Below are 16,924 nucleotides of genomic sequence, written 5' to 3' on the forward strand. Positions count from 1 at the left end.
TCAATTCATAGTATGATTCAAAGGGACAAGGTAGAACGGAAGCATATTACAAAGGTATGCAGTATAGGGCAACCGCCCATGGATATTCGTGTATGTAAAAAGCCAGGGTTTCCCCTGGCTTTTAGGAAATTTCGCCCCGCAAAATGCTTCTCTCCTAAATAGAGGTTAGTATTATTGCTGTGCTTTTTCCTTTTGCTCACGCTGTTCACGCAATACGGCTTTGCGGGAAAGGTTTACGCGGCCTTGCTTATCGATTTCAGTAACTTTTACTAGAAGTTCGTCACCGATGGATACAACATCTTCCACTTTTCCTACACGCTCTTCAGCAAGTTCAGATATGTGAACCAATCCATCTTTACCGGAGAAGATTTCAACAAATGCACCGAATTTCTCAATTCGTTTCACCTTGCCAAGATACATTTGTCCAACTTCCACTTCACGTACGATATCTTCAATAATCTTCTTGGCTTTTTGATTCATCTCTTCATCTACAGATGAGATGAATACTGTTCCATCTTGTTCGATATCAATCTTAACGCCTGTTTCTTCAATGATCTTATTGATCTGCTTTCCGCTTGGCCCAATAACATCGCGGATTTTATCAGGGTTGATTGACATCATCAGAATCTTAGGTGCATATTCAGACAGCTCTTTTCTTGGCTGCCCAATAGTGCTCAGCATGGAATCAAGTATCTGCATGCGGCCTTTTTTCGCCTGCTGCAATGCTTCCTCAAGAATCTCACGTGACAAGCCTTCAATTTTGATATCCATTTGGAGGGCAGTAACACCCTTGGAAGTACCCGCCACTTTGAAGTCCATGTCGCCAAGGTGGTCTTCCATACCCTGAATGTCAGTCAGAATTGAATAATACTCGCCTGATTTAATAAGACCCATTGCTATACCGGCAACTGGCGCTTTAATAGGCACACCGGCATCCATCATAGCCAATGTACTTGCACAAATACTTGCCTGTGAAGTTGAACCATTGGATTCCAATACCTCAGATACAAGACGGATTGTATAAGGGAAATCCTTTTCAGATGGAATAATCGGCTCAAGAGCACGTTCTCCAAGAGCTCCATGCCCGATTTCGCGGCGTCCTGGCCCTCTGATTGGCCCAGTTTCACCTACACTGAAGTTAGGGAAATTGTAGTGGTGCATGAATCTCTTTTCTTCTTCAATTCCCAGCCCATCAAGAATCTGTACATCGCCAAGAGCTCCCAGGGTACAAATGCTCAAAGCCTGAGTTTGTCCGCGGGTAAATAAACCGGAACCATGTGTGCGCGGAAGAAGGCCTACCTCTGATGATAGCGGGCGGATAACATCCAATCCACGTCCATCCGGGCGAACTTTATCTTCTGTGATTAGACGCCGCACTTCAGCTTTAACAATTTTATCAAGGATCTGCCTGATTTGCTTCAGCTTGTCTTCGTCTGCTTCTTCATCTTCATATTTAGCTGTAATTTCTTCTTTAACTGCTTTAATGGCAGCTTCACGGGCATGCTTCTCCTGCACCTGGATTGCTTGAATCATATCTTTCTCACAGATGCCGCGAACTTCAGCTTCAAGGTTCTGGTCAACCTGGTATAAAACAACTTCCATTTTCTCTTTGCCGATTTCAGATGCAATTTCTTCCTGGAAAGCAATAAGGCGTTTGATTTCCTCATGGCCAAACATAATCGCTTCAAGCATTGTTTCTTCAGGCACTTCATCTGCACCTGCTTCTACCATGTTAATCGCATCTTTTGTACCGGCTACAACAAGGCTGATATCGCTCTTTTCAGCCTGTTCCACAGATGGATTAATGATGAATTCTCCATCGATGCGCCCTACGCTGACCCCTGCAATCGGTCCGCCAAATGGAATATCCGACACAGAAAGGGCTAATGATGAGCCAAACATTGCAGCCATTTCAGATGAGCAGTTTTGATCCACACTCATCACCATGCTTACAACCTGTACATCATTTCTGAAACCGTCAGCGAATAATGGACGGATTGGCCTGTCAATCAATCGGCTGGCCAAAATCGCTTTTTCACTTGGACGGCCCTCTCTCTTAATAAAACCGCCCGGAATCTTACCAACAGCATATAAACGTTCTTCATAGTTAACTGTCAGCGGAAAGAAATCCAGATTTTTCGGTTCTTTTGATGCTGTAGCAGTACTTAATACTACAGTATCGCCATAGCGCACTAAAACCGCACCGTTAGCCTGTTTAGCCAGCTGGCCAATCTCAACGGTCAATTTGCGCCCAGCCCACTCAAGGCTGTAGACATGTTTATCTTGTCCCATATTTGTACCCCTCTCTGCTTTCACTTAAGGACAGGCGTCAATTCTGCCTGGTCCGTTCAATTGTTATTTAACCTGCATAAGCTGCAGATAATCCTGCCATGACAGCAGCAGAGGCATATGAACTCTGCACTGCCTGCAGTCCAGTTTTATATAAAAGCATGAAATGCTCTTTAATCATAATAAAATTAGGCATCTTATAGTATGCACAATTTTTCCGTTTGCTAAAATAAGAATTACTTATGTATGTACATGATTAGGAACAAAATTCAAGTTTTTAAAGCTAATAAAAAAGCGGGAAAAAATCCCGCTTCTGTTGATTATCGACGTAAGCCAAGCTTATTGATTAACTCACGGTAACGAGCAACGTCTTTGTTGCGAAGGTAAGTTAATAGGTTACGGCGCTTACCAACCATTTTCAAAAGACCGCGACGTGAATGGTGGTCTTTCTTGTGAGTACGTAAATGGTCGTTCAAATTGTTGATTTCTTCAGTAAGGACAGCGATTTGAACTTCTGGAGATCCAGTGTCGCTTTCATGAGTTTTAAACTCATTGATTAGCTCATTTTTACGTTCTTTAGTGATTGCCATCCGGTTCACCTCCTAAATTTTCAATCCCCTGTTACTGAGCAAGCGTCGGTGACTCGACTTGCCAAGCAAAGGTTCATTTGGTACGTTACTTAGAATACAACTTTTTATGACAAAAAGCAAGGCTAAACCCTGTTTTTCTCAAAATATTGCTCAGTCTGCTGTTTATCCTTCTCAATTTGGGCGATTAATTCCTGAACGCCAGCAAACTTCCTTTCGCTTCTAAGATGTTTATGCCATTCAATAGTAACTTTCCTGCCATAAATATCTGAAGAGAAATCAAAAATATGGACTTCAACAGATGGCCTGTCCCCTTTTTCCTTATTAAAGGTAGGTTTGTAGCCAACATTGCAGACACCTTCATACCAGCTGCCATCTACTGAGAATCTCACAGCATATACACCGGGCGGAGGAATGATGCAGTCATCAGAAACATCCACGTTCGCCGTAGGAAAGCCGATTGTACGGCCTCTCTTATCGCCATGGATAACGATTCCTGATGTTTTACAATATCTTCCTAAAAGGTCAGGCAGTTCAGCTGTTTTCCCTTCCCTGATGTATTTCCTTATTAGCGTAGAGCTGATTTTTTCATCTTCTTTTGCAAGCTTTGCAACCACCGAATATTCAAATTGATCCCTCGAATGGAACAACAATGTTTCCATTGTGCCGCGCCCCATCCGCCCATAGGAATAATCAAAGCCTGCTACGACATGCTTTGCATTAAGACCAATCAGGTATTGATCAACAAACTCCTGCGGCAGAAGATTTGCAAATTCCCTTGTAAAATTGATGATAATCAAATAATCTATGCCCAGATCAGCCATGATAGCAATTTTATCCTCAATAGGCGTAATATACTCCACATGCTGAACGCTTTTCCCCAAAACAACCGATGGATGCGGGTCAAATGTCATTACAGCACTTTTTAATCCTTTTTGTTCAGCTATAGATTTTGCTTCACGGATGACTTTCTGATGACCCAAATGAACACCATCAAAATATCCAAGTGCTATTGCCATTTCAGGCATGTCGGTTCTATCCAATCGGTGGGGATGATGTATATGAATAACTTCCATATTATTATTTCACCTTTTCTCTACAGAGCCTGGACCTATAAAAATGCACAGCTTTCTAACGAGTGCTTATTGATCATTCCTTAACACCTTTACTGGCTTCATTAACCCAGGTTTGCGGGGGTGGTGCTCATAAATCGCCAGAATAAGGCCTTCCTTTGCTTCTAATGCGATTGGGCCCTTGGTGTCGAGTAAATGATCAGGGATAGTTAATACAGCCCCATTTTTTACTTTCTCTGCTACTTTATCACTTATTTGAAATTTCGGCAAATGAGAGAGCGCAGCTTCCATAGGTCGGAGAACCTCGGCCATTGTCCCCTTCTCTACTCTGTCTTCTATTTCTTCAAAAGTCAGACAGTCATCAAGTTTCAATGAGGCAGATTGGATTCTAACCAGCTCAGACATATGAGCGGGGTATCCCAGTTCACTCCCAATCATGACAGCAAGCGTACGGATATATGTTCCTTTGCTGCAGGCTACTCGGAACCGAAAGGCAATATTCTCACCCTCAAACATTTCCCTGTCATCGAGCAATTCGATAGAGTAAATAGTAACTTTCCTGGACGGCCGTTCCACTTCTATTCCCTGTCTTGCATATTCATAGAGGCGTTTCCCATTCACTTTTACTGCTGAATACATAGGAGGTGTCTGCGTAATTTCCCCGGTCAGGCTTTGAAGAACTTCCATTATCTGATTTCTGGCAATAGGTGCTGCAACATCTTTACTCTCCACCACCTCTCCTGATGCATCTTCTGTTGTCGTAGAAAAGCCTATTTTGACTTCTCCCTCATAAGACTTTCCTGCATCTGTTATGTATTCAGCCACCTTTGTTGCTCTCCCGAGGCAGATTGGGAGTACCCCAGTTACGTCAGGATCGAGTGTGCCGGTATGGCCGATTTTTTTCATCCGCAAAATTTTCCGCAGCCTGAAGACACAATCATGGGATGTCATTCCTTTTGGTTTAAAAAGCGGTAAAATTCCTTCCATATTATGTACCACCTTGTCTTTGTAATTAGAAAAGCGCAAGCGCCTTGCCCACCTCGCCACCTCGAGGGGGCAGGCGCTGGAGCTAGACAGTTATCAACGTTTCAAAGTTATATTTTCTTGTCTGATTAGAAAAAAATGGATAGACAAAATGTCTATCCATTCCATTATTCTTCTTCTTTGGAGCGTTCCTCATCTTTGGAACGGCCTTCGTCCTGAATTTGATGGAGCAATGATTCTATACGGTTTCCGTAGTCAATTGATTCATCAAATTCGAATAGAATTTCCGGCGTTTTTCTCAGCCGGATTCGCTGGCCAATTTCAGATCGGATAAAGCCTTTTGCTTTAGCCAGCCCGCGAAGCGTATTTTCCCTCTGTTCCTCATCACCCAGAACAGAAATAAATACGGTTGCCTGCTGGAGATCCCCAGTAACTTGAACATCGGTGACTGTTACAAATCCAACCCGCGGATCCTTTATTTTCCGGCCGATGATTTCGCCCAGTTCTTTTTTCATTTGTTCTCCAACTCGATTTGCTCTAAGGCTCATTCTATATCACCTCTTCTTAAAGCCACTCTAAATCTGTAATTGTCCGTTCAATTTCCGGGAACGAATCAATCATCTTCAGCGCATTTTGCAGCTCGTGTTCCGTTGAAACCTGGCTGGACGAAACGGCCACAATGGCAATTTTTGTCCGCTGCCATAGGTCCTGATAGTCCACCTCAGATACAGATACATTGTATCTTTGCTTCAGCCGGGTTAAAATCCGCTGCAAAACAGCCCGTTTTTCCTTCAAAGAATGTGTGTCATAAATGATACATTCACAGGCTGCAAGCCCAATTATCATTAACGTTCCACTTCTTCCATAATATATGCTTCGATAACGTCGCCTTCTTTAACGTCATTGAAGTTTTTGATGGTAATTCCGCACTCATAGCCTTGGGCTACTTCTTTAGCATCATCTTTGAATCGCTTAAGAGCGTCAACTTCCCCTTCAAAAATAACAACTCCATCGCGGATTAAGCGGACACCGCTGTCACGAGTGATTTTTCCGTCTGTGACATACGAACCTGCAATTGTACCGATTTTGGAAACTTTGAACGTCTGGCGTACTTCTGCCTGGCCGATGATTTTTTCTTCGAACTCAGGATCAAGCATACCCTGCATCGCCAATTCAATTTCCTCGATTACCTTGTAGATGATGCGGTGCAAGCGGATGTCAACATTTTCTGCATCTGCTGCACGTTTCGCATTATTGTCAGGGCGGACATTAAATCCGATCACAATAGCATTAAAAGCTGCAGCTAAAGTGATGTCAGACTCGTTAATGGCACCGACACCTGTATGAAGGATACGAACATTAACACCTTCTACATCAATTTTATGAAGGGCAGCAGTTAATGCTTCCGCTGAACCTTGAACGTCCGCTTTAACAACGATGTTTAAGTCTTTCATTTCCCCTTGTTTCATATGTTCAAACAAGTTATCCAGACTTACTCTTGTCTTTTCGTTTCTTTGGGCCTGCAATGCCTGCTGGGCACGGGCTTCACCAATCTGGCGGGCTGTCTTTTCATCATCAAGGACAGCGAAGCGGTCACCGGCTTGGGGAACATCGTTAAGACCTGTAATTTCAACAGGTGTTGAAGGTCCGGCAGTTTTCACACGGCGGCCAAGATCATTAACCATTGCACGGACACGTCCAAATGAGTTACCGACAACGATTGGATCTCCTACCTTCAATGTACCGTTTTGCACAAGCAGGGTCGCAACTGAACCGCGTCCTTTGTCAAGCTGTGCTTCGATAACTGTACCAACGGCATTGCGGTCAGGATTTGCTTTGTATTCTTCCACTTCGCCCACAAGAAGAATCATTTCAAGCAGTTCATCAATTCCATCGCCTTTAATAGCTGAGATTGGAACAAAGATTGTGTCTCCGCCCCATGCCTCTGGAACTAGGCCATGTTCAGTCAATTCCTGCATAACACGGTCAGGATTTGCTGCTTCCTTATCCATTTTGTTAACAGCCACAATGATTGGAACTTCTGCTGCTTTTGCATGGTTGATTGCTTCAACCGTTTGCGGCATAACACCGTCATCTGCTGCAACAACGAGAATTGTAATATCGGTAATTTTCGCACCGCGGGCACGCATAGTCGTGAACGCAGCGTGTCCAGGAGTATCAAGGAAAGTAATCTTTTTGCCGTTTTCTTCAACCTGATAAGCTCCGATATGCTGAGTGATTCCGCCTGCTTCTCCTGCTGTTACTTTCGTGTTGCGGATGGAGTCAAGCAATGTTGTTTTACCATGGTCAACGTGTCCCATGATGGTTACAACAGATGGACGTTCCACTAGTTCAGCATTTTCATTTTCTGTAAAGTATACTTCAAGATCAGTTGTATCAACCAGTATCTCTTCTTCTACTTCCACACCGTATTCACCTGCAATCAGCTCAATGGCATCTTTGTCAAGATCCTGGTTAATAGTTGCCATAACACCCAGCATGAATAGCTTTTTAATGATTTCAGAAGGTTCGCGGTGCAGCTTCTTTGCCAGTTCCTGTACAGTCAGTGATTCGCTGAAAGTAATTTTTGAAGGAAGCTCCTTCACCTTTTTAGGAGCTGGGGCCACATGAGTCTGCTGCTGCTGTTTGCCTTTGCTGTTTTTATTCTTATTGTTGTTTCGGTTATTGTTTCGGTTGTTGTTATTATTGTTTCTATTGTTGCTATTGCCTCGGTTATTGCCGGAGAAGCTTTTGCCGGACTGGCTGCCCTGTCCCTGGTTTCTGTTTTCACCTGATTTATTCTGAGGCTTGCTTTTAGCAGCTGTTGAATTGGCAGCACTATTATTTGAAGCCGGTTTTTGATTTCCTTGCGGTTTTTGCTGATTTTGAGGCTTGCTCTGCTTTTGAGACTGGCTGTCATTCTTGATAAAGATGCCGTCAAGTTTCTGAACTGCAGCCGGCTCAATCGTAGTCATATGATTGGAAACCTCAATATTCATGTCTTTTAATTTTGTAATAACATCCTTGCTTGAAATGTTATGTTTTTTCGCATATTCATATACGCGCATTTTACTCATACTTTCACCCCCGCTAGTATTAATCGAGCAACGTTAACAGCTTTTTTGCAAATCCGGCATCTAACACTGCCACAACAACACGGGCTTCCTTCCCTATAGCCTTACCGAGCATTTCCCGGTTTTGAATCAGCTTATAAGGAACCCCAAATGATTTACATTTATCTGTAACTTTCTTTGCCGTATTTGCGGATGCATCTGCAGACAGCAAAACAAGCTTTGCTTTGCCGTTTCTGATCTCTTTAACAGCAAGCTCTTCTCCCGAAGTAATTTTCCGTGCCCGATTGGCTAAGCCAAGCAATGACATCCATTGATTTGAGTTCATTTGGATTGCCGTTTCTCCTTCTCTATTAACATCAAGAGTTCTTCATAGATAGCATCATCTATGGAAACTTCTAAATGATTGGCTAAGATATTCTTCTTCTTTGCTAACAAAACTGCTTCCTTTTCTTTGGAAAGATAAGCCCCGCGCCCTGATTTTTTTCCGGTCGGGTCTACAGATACTTCCCCTTCTTTGGAGCGAACGATGCGAACGAGTTCTTTTTTCGGCCTCATTTCACCGGTAGCGACACATTTTCGCAAAGGAACTTTTTTACGATTGTTCACGATCATTCACCTCTTCCCTATTCTTTTCCCTCTAAAAGCTCATCCTGAAAATCGAAGTCTGCCTCATTTTCGTAGTCTTCGTTTTCATAATCATCATTATCAAAGTTCAACAGTGTTTCATCCCGCGGATAAATTCCGGCTTCACGGGCATCTGTTTCTGATTTGATGTCAATTTTCCAGCCTGTAAGCTTGGCTGCAAGTCTTGCATTCTGGCCGCGCTTTCCGATTGCCAGGGATAGCTGATAGTCTGGGACTACAACTGTTGTCGCTTTGTCATCTTCATTTACGATTACGTCAAGCACCTTAGAAGGACTTAGTGCATTGGCAACGAAAACTACCGGATCAGAAGACCACTTTACAATATCAATTTTTTCGCCCTTAAGCTCATTTACTACCGCCTGTACGCGTGTGCCCTTAGGCCCTACACATGAACCTACCGGATCTACTTCTTCATTGTCTGAATGAACGGAGATCTTAGAACGGTCCCCTGCTTCTCGGGCAACTGATTTGATTTCAACAGTTCCATCATAAATTTCAGGCACTTCAATTTCAAATAATCTCTTCAGCAGGCCAGGATGCGTTCTGCTGACAAAGATTTGTGGTCCTTTTGTTGTCTTTTCTACTTTTGTAATAAAGACTTTAATGCGGTCATGGGGCTGATAACGCTCATTTGGCATTTGTTCGTTTGCCGGAAGGATCGCTTCAATCTTTCCAAGGCTCACATAGATGAACTTAGGATCTGTACGCTGAACAATTCCCGTCATAATATCTTCTTCACGGTCGATAAATTCAGAATAAATGATGCCTCTCTCCGCTTCACGGACACGCTGTGTAACAACCTGTTTGGCCGTTTGGGCAGCGATGCGCCCAAAGTCCTTAGGAGTTACTTCCATTTCAACGACATCTTCCACCTGGTAGTTCGGGTTGATCTTTTGAGCATCTTCAACTGAGATTTCAAGACGCGGATCAAATACTTCATCCACTACCTCTTTGCGTGCAAAGACTCTCATCGTTCCGTTTCCTAGGTTTAAATCAATGCGCACATTCTGTGCCTGGTTAAAGTTTCTGCGGTAGGCTGACACCAATGCAGCTTCAATTGCTTCGATAATCACATCGCGAGAAATGCCTTTTTCTTTCTCAAGCAATGTCAGAGCATCCAAAAGTTCACTGCTCATGAGATTTATATCCCCCTTTATTTCTCTTATAAAAATGATCAACGCTAAAAGTAGCAATTTGCTTTTATTAATAAGCAAGCCCGCAATCAGCCGTCATTAGAAAACAACGGCTAAACGGGCATTCGCTACCTTCTCATAAGGAATTTCGATCCTTTTATTCCTTGTTTTGATTTTCACTTCAACCGTAACGGTCTCTCCGTCAAATTGGGTTAACACACCTTCGAACGTCTTTTCTCCATCAATCGGCTCGTATGTTTTAACGAAAACATTCTTGCCGACTGCTTTAACAAAATCACTGTCTTTCTTTAGAGGGCGTTCAGCTCCCGGCGATGAAACTTCCAAGAAATAGTTGTAAGGAATCGGATCTTCAGCATCAAGCTTTTCGCTTAGCCTTTCACTGACCATTCCGCATTCCTCGATATCAACACCAGTTTCTTTATCAATAAATACGCGAAGGAACCAGTCTTTCCCTTCTTTTACATATTCAATGTCGACTAATTCTAAATTAAGTTCATCCACAATAGGGGTGACCAGTTGTTCCACCGTTTCAGTCACTTTGCTCATTCATTTCCCTCCTTTTTGCTGGATTCTTAGCTCATGTTTTACACTAATAAATTAGATATTGGCTCTGCTAAACTTTAATTAACATATAGTTTTAACATAGATCCGATATTAGGAAAAAACCGTACACAACACGAAAGAGTGGGTTGCCCCACTCTTCCTTTTGCGAGAGTTATTCTTAGTATTTCCAATAAAACTATACCATAACCAATTTTTTTATGCAAATGGAATAGCTGTCAGCAGAAGGGTTTGGAACATATGGCTGCTCTCTTTTTTAGAATAGAGAAAGCTGATTTTGTTCCGGAAGGGATTCCAGGCAGCCGTGGTTATCCAGATACTCGATAATTGTCTTGGACACTTTTCCGCGCTGCTGCAGATCTTCTTTGGATAGGAATTCTCCTTCTTCTCTTGCTTTAACAATATTGAATGCTGCGTTTGTACCCAATCCTGGAATGGAATTAAACGGCGGGATCAAAGAATTTCCTTCAATGATAAACTCACTTGCGCTTGAGCGGTATAAGTCCACCTTTTGGAAGTTAAAGCCCCTTTCGTTCATTTCCAAAGCCAGCTCCATTACAGTTAATAGATTTTTTTCTTTCGTAGAAGCATCAAGTCCCTTTGCATTGATTTCTTCGATGAGCGCACGTATCGCCTGGGATCCTTTAACCATGGCATCAACGTCAAAGTCCTCTGCGCGGACAGTGAAATATGCTGCATAGTAAAGAAGCGGATGGTGCACTTTAAAGTACGCAATCCGGACAGCCATTAATACGTAGGCAGCCGCATGGGCTTTAGGGAACATGTATTTAATCTTTTTGCAGGAATCAATATACCATTCCGGCACTTCATTCTTTCTCATTTCCGCTTCCATCTCATCGCTCAGGCCTTTACCCTTACGGACCGATTCCATAATTTTAAAAGCAAAAGCAGGCTCCAGACCCTGATAGATTAAATAAACCATTATATCATCACGGCATCCGATTACTTCACTTAAGTTACAAATATTATTATGGATCAATTCCTGGGCATTTCCGAGCCAAACATCCGTACCATGAGAAAGACCTGAAATCTGGACAAGTTCTGAGAAAGTGGTCGGCTTTGTATCTTCAAGCATCTGGCGGACAAATCGCGTACCAAATTCCGGTATGCCTAGTGTTCCGGTTTTACACATGATTTGCTCTTCTGCCACACCAAGCGATTCCGGCCCGCTGAAGATTTTCATTACTTCAGGGTCATCCGTCGGAATCGTTTTTGGATCAATTCCGCTAAGGTCCTGAAGCATTCTGATGACGGTCGGATCATCGTGCCCCAGTATATCGAGTTTTAATAGATTATCGTGAATTGAATGGAAGTCAAAATGGGTCGTTTTCCATTCAGATGTCCGGTCGTCAGCAGGGAACTGAATAGGCGAAAAATCATAAATATCCATGTAATCCGGCACAACAATAATACCGCCTGGGTGCTGTCCGGTTGTCCGCTTTACCCCTGTACAGCCGGAAGCCAGCCTGTCAATTTCGGCACCCCTGATTTGAAGATTATTATCCTGCTGGTATGCTTTGACGTAACCATAAGCTGTTTTGTCTGCCACAGTACCGATTGTTCCTGCACGGTATACATAATCCTCCCCGAATAGCACCTTTGTATAGTTATGGGCCTTCGGCTGGTATTCCCCCGAAAAGTTCAAGTCAATATCGGGAACCTTATCTCCCTTGAAACCAAGGAACGTTTCAAACGGGATATCATGTCCATCTTTTTTATATTTGGCTCCGCAGTTCGGGCAGTCTTTATCAGGCAGGTCGAAACCGGAGCCAACTGACCCGTCATTGAAAAACTCGGATGTCTTGCATTCCGGGCAAACGTAATGCGGAGGCAGCGGATTTACTTCAGTTATTTCGGTCATCGTCGCAACAAAAGAGGAGCCGACTGATCCACGGGAACCAACAAGATAGCCATCATCCAATGATTTTTTTACAAGCTTATGAGAGATCAGATAGATAACCGCGAACCCATGCCCGATAATACTCTTAAGTTCTTTTTCAAGGCGGGCTTCAACGATCTCAGGAAGCGGATCACCATATATTTTTCTTGCCATTCCGTAACTCATGCTGCGCATTTCTTCATCTGCGCCTTCAATTTTTGGCGTATACAAATCGTCTTTAATCGGCTTAATTTCTTCAATCATATCCGCTATTTTGTTCGTATTTTCTACCACAATTTCCTTCGCTTTTTCTTTTCCAAGGAATGAAAAAGCATCAAGCATTTCATTGGTAGTCCTGAAGTGAACATCTGGAAGCTGATGGCGATTCAGAGGATTCGCGCCTCCCTGTGAATTAACAAGGATTTTTCGATAGATTTTATCATTTGGATTCAGGTAGTGGACATTGCCGGTCGCGACTACCGGCAGATCAAGCTTATCCCCCAGTTTTACAATATTGCCGATAATCTCTTCAAGCGCTTTTTCATCTCTTACAAGTTCAAGCTCCAAAAGGTGTGCATAGACGGCTTTTGGGTGCACTTCAAGATAATCATAGAATTGCGCTGTATCTTCCACTTCATCTGGAGATTTCTGCATCATGCCTTCAAAAACTTCGCCTTTGTCACATCCCGATCCAACCAGAATACCTTCACGATGCTTTTGCAGGACTGACCTCGGAATGCGCGGCACTCTGTAAAAGTATTCAAGATGTGAGATGGATACGAGTTTAAAGATATTTTTCAAACCTTCTTCTGTCTGTGCAAGCAGGGTGCAATGCGCCGGTCTTGCCCGCTGATAGGCATTTCCCTGTCCCATATTATCATTGAATTGATCATGATATTCGATCCCTTTTTCATCTGCACCCTTAAGCATTTTAAGAAGCAGATAACCCGTTGCTTCCGCGTCATATATGGCACGGTGATGCTGGGTGAGTTCAACATCAAATTTTTTGGCAAGCGTATTCAGACGGTGATTTTTCATGTCCGGATATAAAAAGCGTGCGAGTTCAAGAGTATCAATAACAGGATTAGGAGCTTTGCCTATGCCCATTTTTTTATAGCCGACATTAAGGAAACCCATGTCGAAGGAAGCATTATGGGCTACTAAAACAGCATCTCCTGTCCATTCATTGAACTTCTTCAGAACCTCTTCCACTTCCGGTGCATTCTCCACCAGATCATCTGTGATTCCAGTCAGATTGATCGTTGTTGCCGACAGAGGGTGATGAGGGTTTGCAAAGGATTCAAACCGATCAATGATTTCCCCATCATGAATCTTAACTGCAGCAAGCTCAATGATAGTATCATATACAGCTGATAAGCCGGTTGTCTCAACGTCAAATACAACATAGGTATCATCGGTAAGCTTGCGATGCGCATCATTATAGGCAATCGGCACACCGTCATCGACAAGGTTCGCTTCAATTCCGTATAAGATCTTTATATCATTCTTTTTCCCGGCACCATAGGCTTCAGGGAATGATTGAGCAACAGCATGGTCTGTAATGGCAACAGCTTTGTGTCCCCACTTTTTCGCCTGTGAAACCAGTGCACTGACAGATGAAACTGCATCCATCTGGCTCATCGGTGTATGAAGATGAAGTTCAACCCTTTTTTCTTCAGCAGGCGATGTATCCTGTCTTTGAATGGGTTTAATTTCATTGATATCGTTCCCGATCATTACCAGGTCACGGACAAATGTATCGTTCTGTATACTGCCTCGGACCTTTAGCCACATACCTTTTTGAACATACTGAAATAAAGCAGCATCTTCTTTGTCCCGCGAGAACATTTTTACAAGAATGGAGCTGGTATAATCAGTAATTTTGAAAGTTAAGAGTGTCCGGCCGCTGCGGAGCTCTCTCGTTTCAGCAGCAAATACATAGCCTTCAACGGCTACTCGGCGCTCTTCATCAACTATATCAATCAATTTACGGTAATCTGCATCGTCTTTAATGGTAAGACCAATTGTAAGCGGCCCCTGAGGTGCTGAAGAATCTGCTGATTCTGCTTCGGCCTCTTTCTTCTGCATCTCGATTGCAGCCTGGAGACCGCGCTCCTGGTCTTCTTTGCGTTTGGCCTCCATGAATTTTTCATATTCTTCATTGGACCCTTCAGAAGATACTTCTGTATCAACTGTTAAGGCCGGAAAGCCAAAGACTTGAAAAACATCCGAAATAGTGCCGGCGTACTTCTTCTTGATAGACAATCCTTCCAATTCATTTCGGACCTTAATGATAAGTTTGTTTCCCTGTACAGATGGAACCTGTTCATTCAAAAGCTTTATGAGCGGCGGCGCCATGCCATCCATTTCTTTGATGCAGTTGTGCCAGTATTCAAGTACAAGCTTTTCAGTAAAATCCTGATTTTTCACAGTTATGCTGTAAGAAATTTCTGCGATATGGGAAAATGTCTTTTCCAGCTGATCTGTGAAGCGGCTATATACACTGCAAGGCACAATCTTTGGAAAGGCAAAATAAAAATGCCATTTCCGTGACTGTCTTTCGACTATGACCCTTTCGATCTGGGCATCATGAAAGTGCTGCACAAAGGCATCTTCAGTTAGCTGCATCTGCTGGAGCAAGAGCTGAAATCTAGAAGGTTCGCTCATCTTTCTCTCTCCCATCCAATAAACTTTGTTTCTATTAATAAGTCTAAGTTTTTTAGTTATGAAATTATAAATAGACAGACGGACTTAATTATACCATATCGAATCATATAGTGATTGAAAAAACGGATTCCAATTTGGAACCCGTTTTTTCGTCTACATCAAAAGGAACAATTCCCGTATTTTTTTATAGTGCCGATATCAATTCGGAAATTTTTTCGGCTAGCTGATCTTTGTGGATTTCATGCATTTCACCTGTTTTTCTTACTTTCACTTCGACGATGCCTTCAGAAGCTTTTTTGCCGACAGTTATGCGTATTGGCAAGCCAATAAGGTCGGAATCTGCAAATTTGACACCTGGACGTTCCTGGCGGTCATCCATTAATACTTCATAGCGATCCCGCTTTAACATTTTATATAATTCCTCAGCAACTGCAGCCTGAGCTTCGTCTTTCATGTTAATAGGGATGAGATGCAAGTCGAATGGAGCCATTGAGCGCGGCCAGATAAAACCATTCTCATCATTGAACTGTTCGGCAACGGCAGCCATAGCGCGGGAAACTCCGATGCCATAGCAGCCCATAATCATTGGCTGTGTTCTTCCATTTTCATCTAAATAAGCCGCTTCCATCGCTTCACTATAGCGAGTGCCCAGCTTAAAGATATGTCCAACTTCAATTCCTTTGGCAAATTGAATCGTTCCTTGTCCATCTGGTGAAGGGTCGCCCACTTGAATGAAACGGAGATCTGCATATTTGGTTACATTGAAATCACGCTCTGAATTAACATTAATATAATGAATTCCTTCTTCATTGGCTCCGCATACACCATTCACAATGGCTTCCACTGCATAATCGGCAATGATATCAATATCCTTCACTCCAATAGGTCCCAAAGAACCAACAGCACAGCCGAGAATTTGCTTCGTCTCTTCGGCACCAGCAAGCTCCACGGCAGCGGCCTCAAGCAGATTTTTAAGCTTGATGTCATTTACTTCATGGTCTCCGCGGACAAGGACAAGAACATATTTTTCATCAGCTTTAAAAAGAAGCGTCTTTATACACTGCACTTTAGCCACGTTCAGGTAAGATGAAACTTCTTCAATCGTTTTTTGGTTTTCTGTTGCTGCCTTCTCCAATTCCTTAGGTTCCTCATTGCTCTTTGAGTATTGTACAATGACTGGGGCCATTTCAATATTGGCAGCGTAGTCGGAAGCATCTGAGTAAGCGATCGTATCTTCTCCAACTTCCGAAAGAACCATGAATTCATGTGTATCTTTACCGCCCATTGCACCCGAGTCAGCAATGACAGCTCTGAAATTCAGTCCGCAGCGTCGGAATACATTGGAATAAGCTGTAAAAAGTTTATCATACATTTCATCAAGACTTTCTTGATTTGAGTGAAATGAATAAGCATCCTTCATGATAAACTCACGCCCGCGAAGAAGCCCAAAGCGAGGACGCTTCTCATCACGGAATTTTGTCTGAATCTGATAAAGAGCCAATGGCAATTTCTTATATGATTTTACGGCATCACGAACCAGACTGGTAATCACTTCTTCATGAGTGGCACCCAGAGCGAATTCTCGCTCATGGCGATCCTTCATTCTCATCAGTTCAGGTCCATATGTATACCAGCGCCCGGATTCCTGCCAAAGTTCAGCCTGCTGAAGGGCTGGCATCAGAAGCTCGGCAGCCCCTGCATTGTCCATTTCTTCCCTGATAATCGCTTTAACCTTTTGCAAAACTTTTTTCGCTAAAGGCATATAGCTATAAATTCCGCTTGCGTTCTGTCGGATAAAACCAGCTCTAAGCAATAATTGGTGGCTTCTTGTTTCCGCATCTGCTGGCACTTCTTTTAATGTAGGAATAAGCGTCATGCTCTGTTTCATTTATTTGCACCTCAATTAAAAATATGTATTGAATCTCCTTTTTCAATAAAAGAAGGGTCTCCCGGCCTTCAGGAAAAGCTAATAGCTTCCTGAGACCAGAGC

Annotated in this window: 13 protein-coding genes; all 13 read right to left on the reverse strand. The window is 43.0% G+C overall.

The annotated features are described in order from the left end of the window. Positions 1 to 171 precede the first annotated feature (171 nt). The 13 genes from pnp to QUF73_08135 all read right to left on the reverse strand — a co-directional run bounded on the left by pnp (position 172) and on the right by QUF73_08135 (position 16,822). Complete coding sequence (gene pnp / locus QUF73_08075; protein ID MDM5226167.1) at positions 172 to 2,292, reverse strand: polyribonucleotide nucleotidyltransferase; 2,121 nt, start codon at positions 2,290 to 2,292, stop codon at positions 172 to 174. Between the two features lie 317 nt (positions 2,293 to 2,609). Continuing rightward, positions 2,610 to 2,879 carry a 30S ribosomal protein S15 gene (rpsO, locus tag QUF73_08080; protein ID MDM5226168.1) on the reverse strand — a complete coding sequence of 90 codons (270 nt, stop codon included), beginning with the start codon at positions 2,877 to 2,879 and terminating at the stop codon, positions 2,610 to 2,612. Between the two features lie 122 nt (positions 2,880 to 3,001). Beyond that, positions 3,002 to 3,952, reverse strand: a complete 951-nt coding sequence (gene ribF / locus QUF73_08085) for a bifunctional riboflavin kinase/FAD synthetase (GenBank protein MDM5226169.1) — start codon at positions 3,950 to 3,952, stop codon at positions 3,002 to 3,004. A gap of 66 nt (positions 3,953 to 4,018) precedes the next feature. Continuing rightward, the gene (gene truB / locus QUF73_08090; GenBank protein MDM5226170.1) at positions 4,019 to 4,936 is read right to left on the reverse strand and encodes a tRNA pseudouridine(55) synthase TruB; all 918 of its coding nucleotides are present in this window, start codon (positions 4,934 to 4,936) and stop codon (positions 4,019 to 4,021) included. Positions 4,937 to 5,100: 164 nt separating this feature from the next. Beyond that, entirely contained in the window at positions 5,101 to 5,481 is a 381-nt protein-coding gene (rbfA, locus tag QUF73_08095; GenBank protein ID MDM5226171.1) for a 30S ribosome-binding factor RbfA, read from the reverse strand. A gap of 16 nt (positions 5,482 to 5,497) precedes the next feature. After that, positions 5,498 to 5,779 (reverse strand): DUF503 family protein, encoded by a 282-nt coding sequence (locus QUF73_08100; GenBank protein MDM5226172.1) that lies wholly within the window; start codon positions 5,777 to 5,779, stop codon positions 5,498 to 5,500. Beyond that, entirely contained in the window at positions 5,779 to 8,010 is a 2,232-nt protein-coding gene (infB, locus tag QUF73_08105) for a translation initiation factor IF-2 (GenBank protein ID MDM5226173.1), read from the reverse strand. The genes QUF73_08100 and infB overlap by 1 nt, the downstream gene beginning before the upstream one ends. A gap of 19 nt (positions 8,011 to 8,029) precedes the next feature. After that, positions 8,030 to 8,332 (reverse strand): YlxQ family RNA-binding protein, encoded by a 303-nt coding sequence (locus tag QUF73_08110; GenBank protein MDM5226174.1) that lies wholly within the window; start codon positions 8,330 to 8,332, stop codon positions 8,030 to 8,032. After that, on the reverse strand, positions 8,329 to 8,613 hold the full coding sequence (locus QUF73_08115; protein MDM5226175.1) for a YlxR family protein: 285 nt from the start codon (positions 8,611 to 8,613) through the stop codon (positions 8,329 to 8,331). The genes QUF73_08110 and QUF73_08115 overlap by 4 nt, the downstream gene beginning before the upstream one ends. A gap of 17 nt (positions 8,614 to 8,630) precedes the next feature. Continuing rightward, positions 8,631 to 9,788, reverse strand: coding sequence for a transcription termination factor NusA (nusA, locus tag QUF73_08120; GenBank protein ID MDM5226176.1), 1,158 nt, complete (start codon positions 9,786 to 9,788; stop codon positions 8,631 to 8,633). 96 nt (positions 9,789 to 9,884) lie between these two features. After that, a complete protein-coding gene (gene rimP / locus QUF73_08125; GenBank protein MDM5226177.1) occupies positions 9,885 to 10,352 on the reverse strand; it encodes a ribosome maturation factor RimP in 468 nt (155 codons plus the stop codon). A 271-nt stretch (positions 10,353 to 10,623) separates the two neighbouring features. After that, a complete protein-coding gene (locus tag QUF73_08130; protein ID MDM5226178.1) occupies positions 10,624 to 14,934 on the reverse strand; it encodes a PolC-type DNA polymerase III in 4,311 nt (1,436 codons plus the stop codon). A 184-nt stretch (positions 14,935 to 15,118) separates the two neighbouring features. After that, on the reverse strand, positions 15,119 to 16,822 hold the full coding sequence (locus tag QUF73_08135; protein MDM5226179.1) for a proline--tRNA ligase: 1,704 nt from the start codon (positions 16,820 to 16,822) through the stop codon (positions 15,119 to 15,121). Positions 16,823 to 16,924 lie beyond the last annotated feature (102 nt).

Origin of the sequence: Cytobacillus sp. NJ13 (assembly GCA_030348385.1) — a bacterium.
Lineage (GTDB): Bacteria > Bacillota > Bacilli > Bacillales > Cytobacillaceae > Cytobacillus.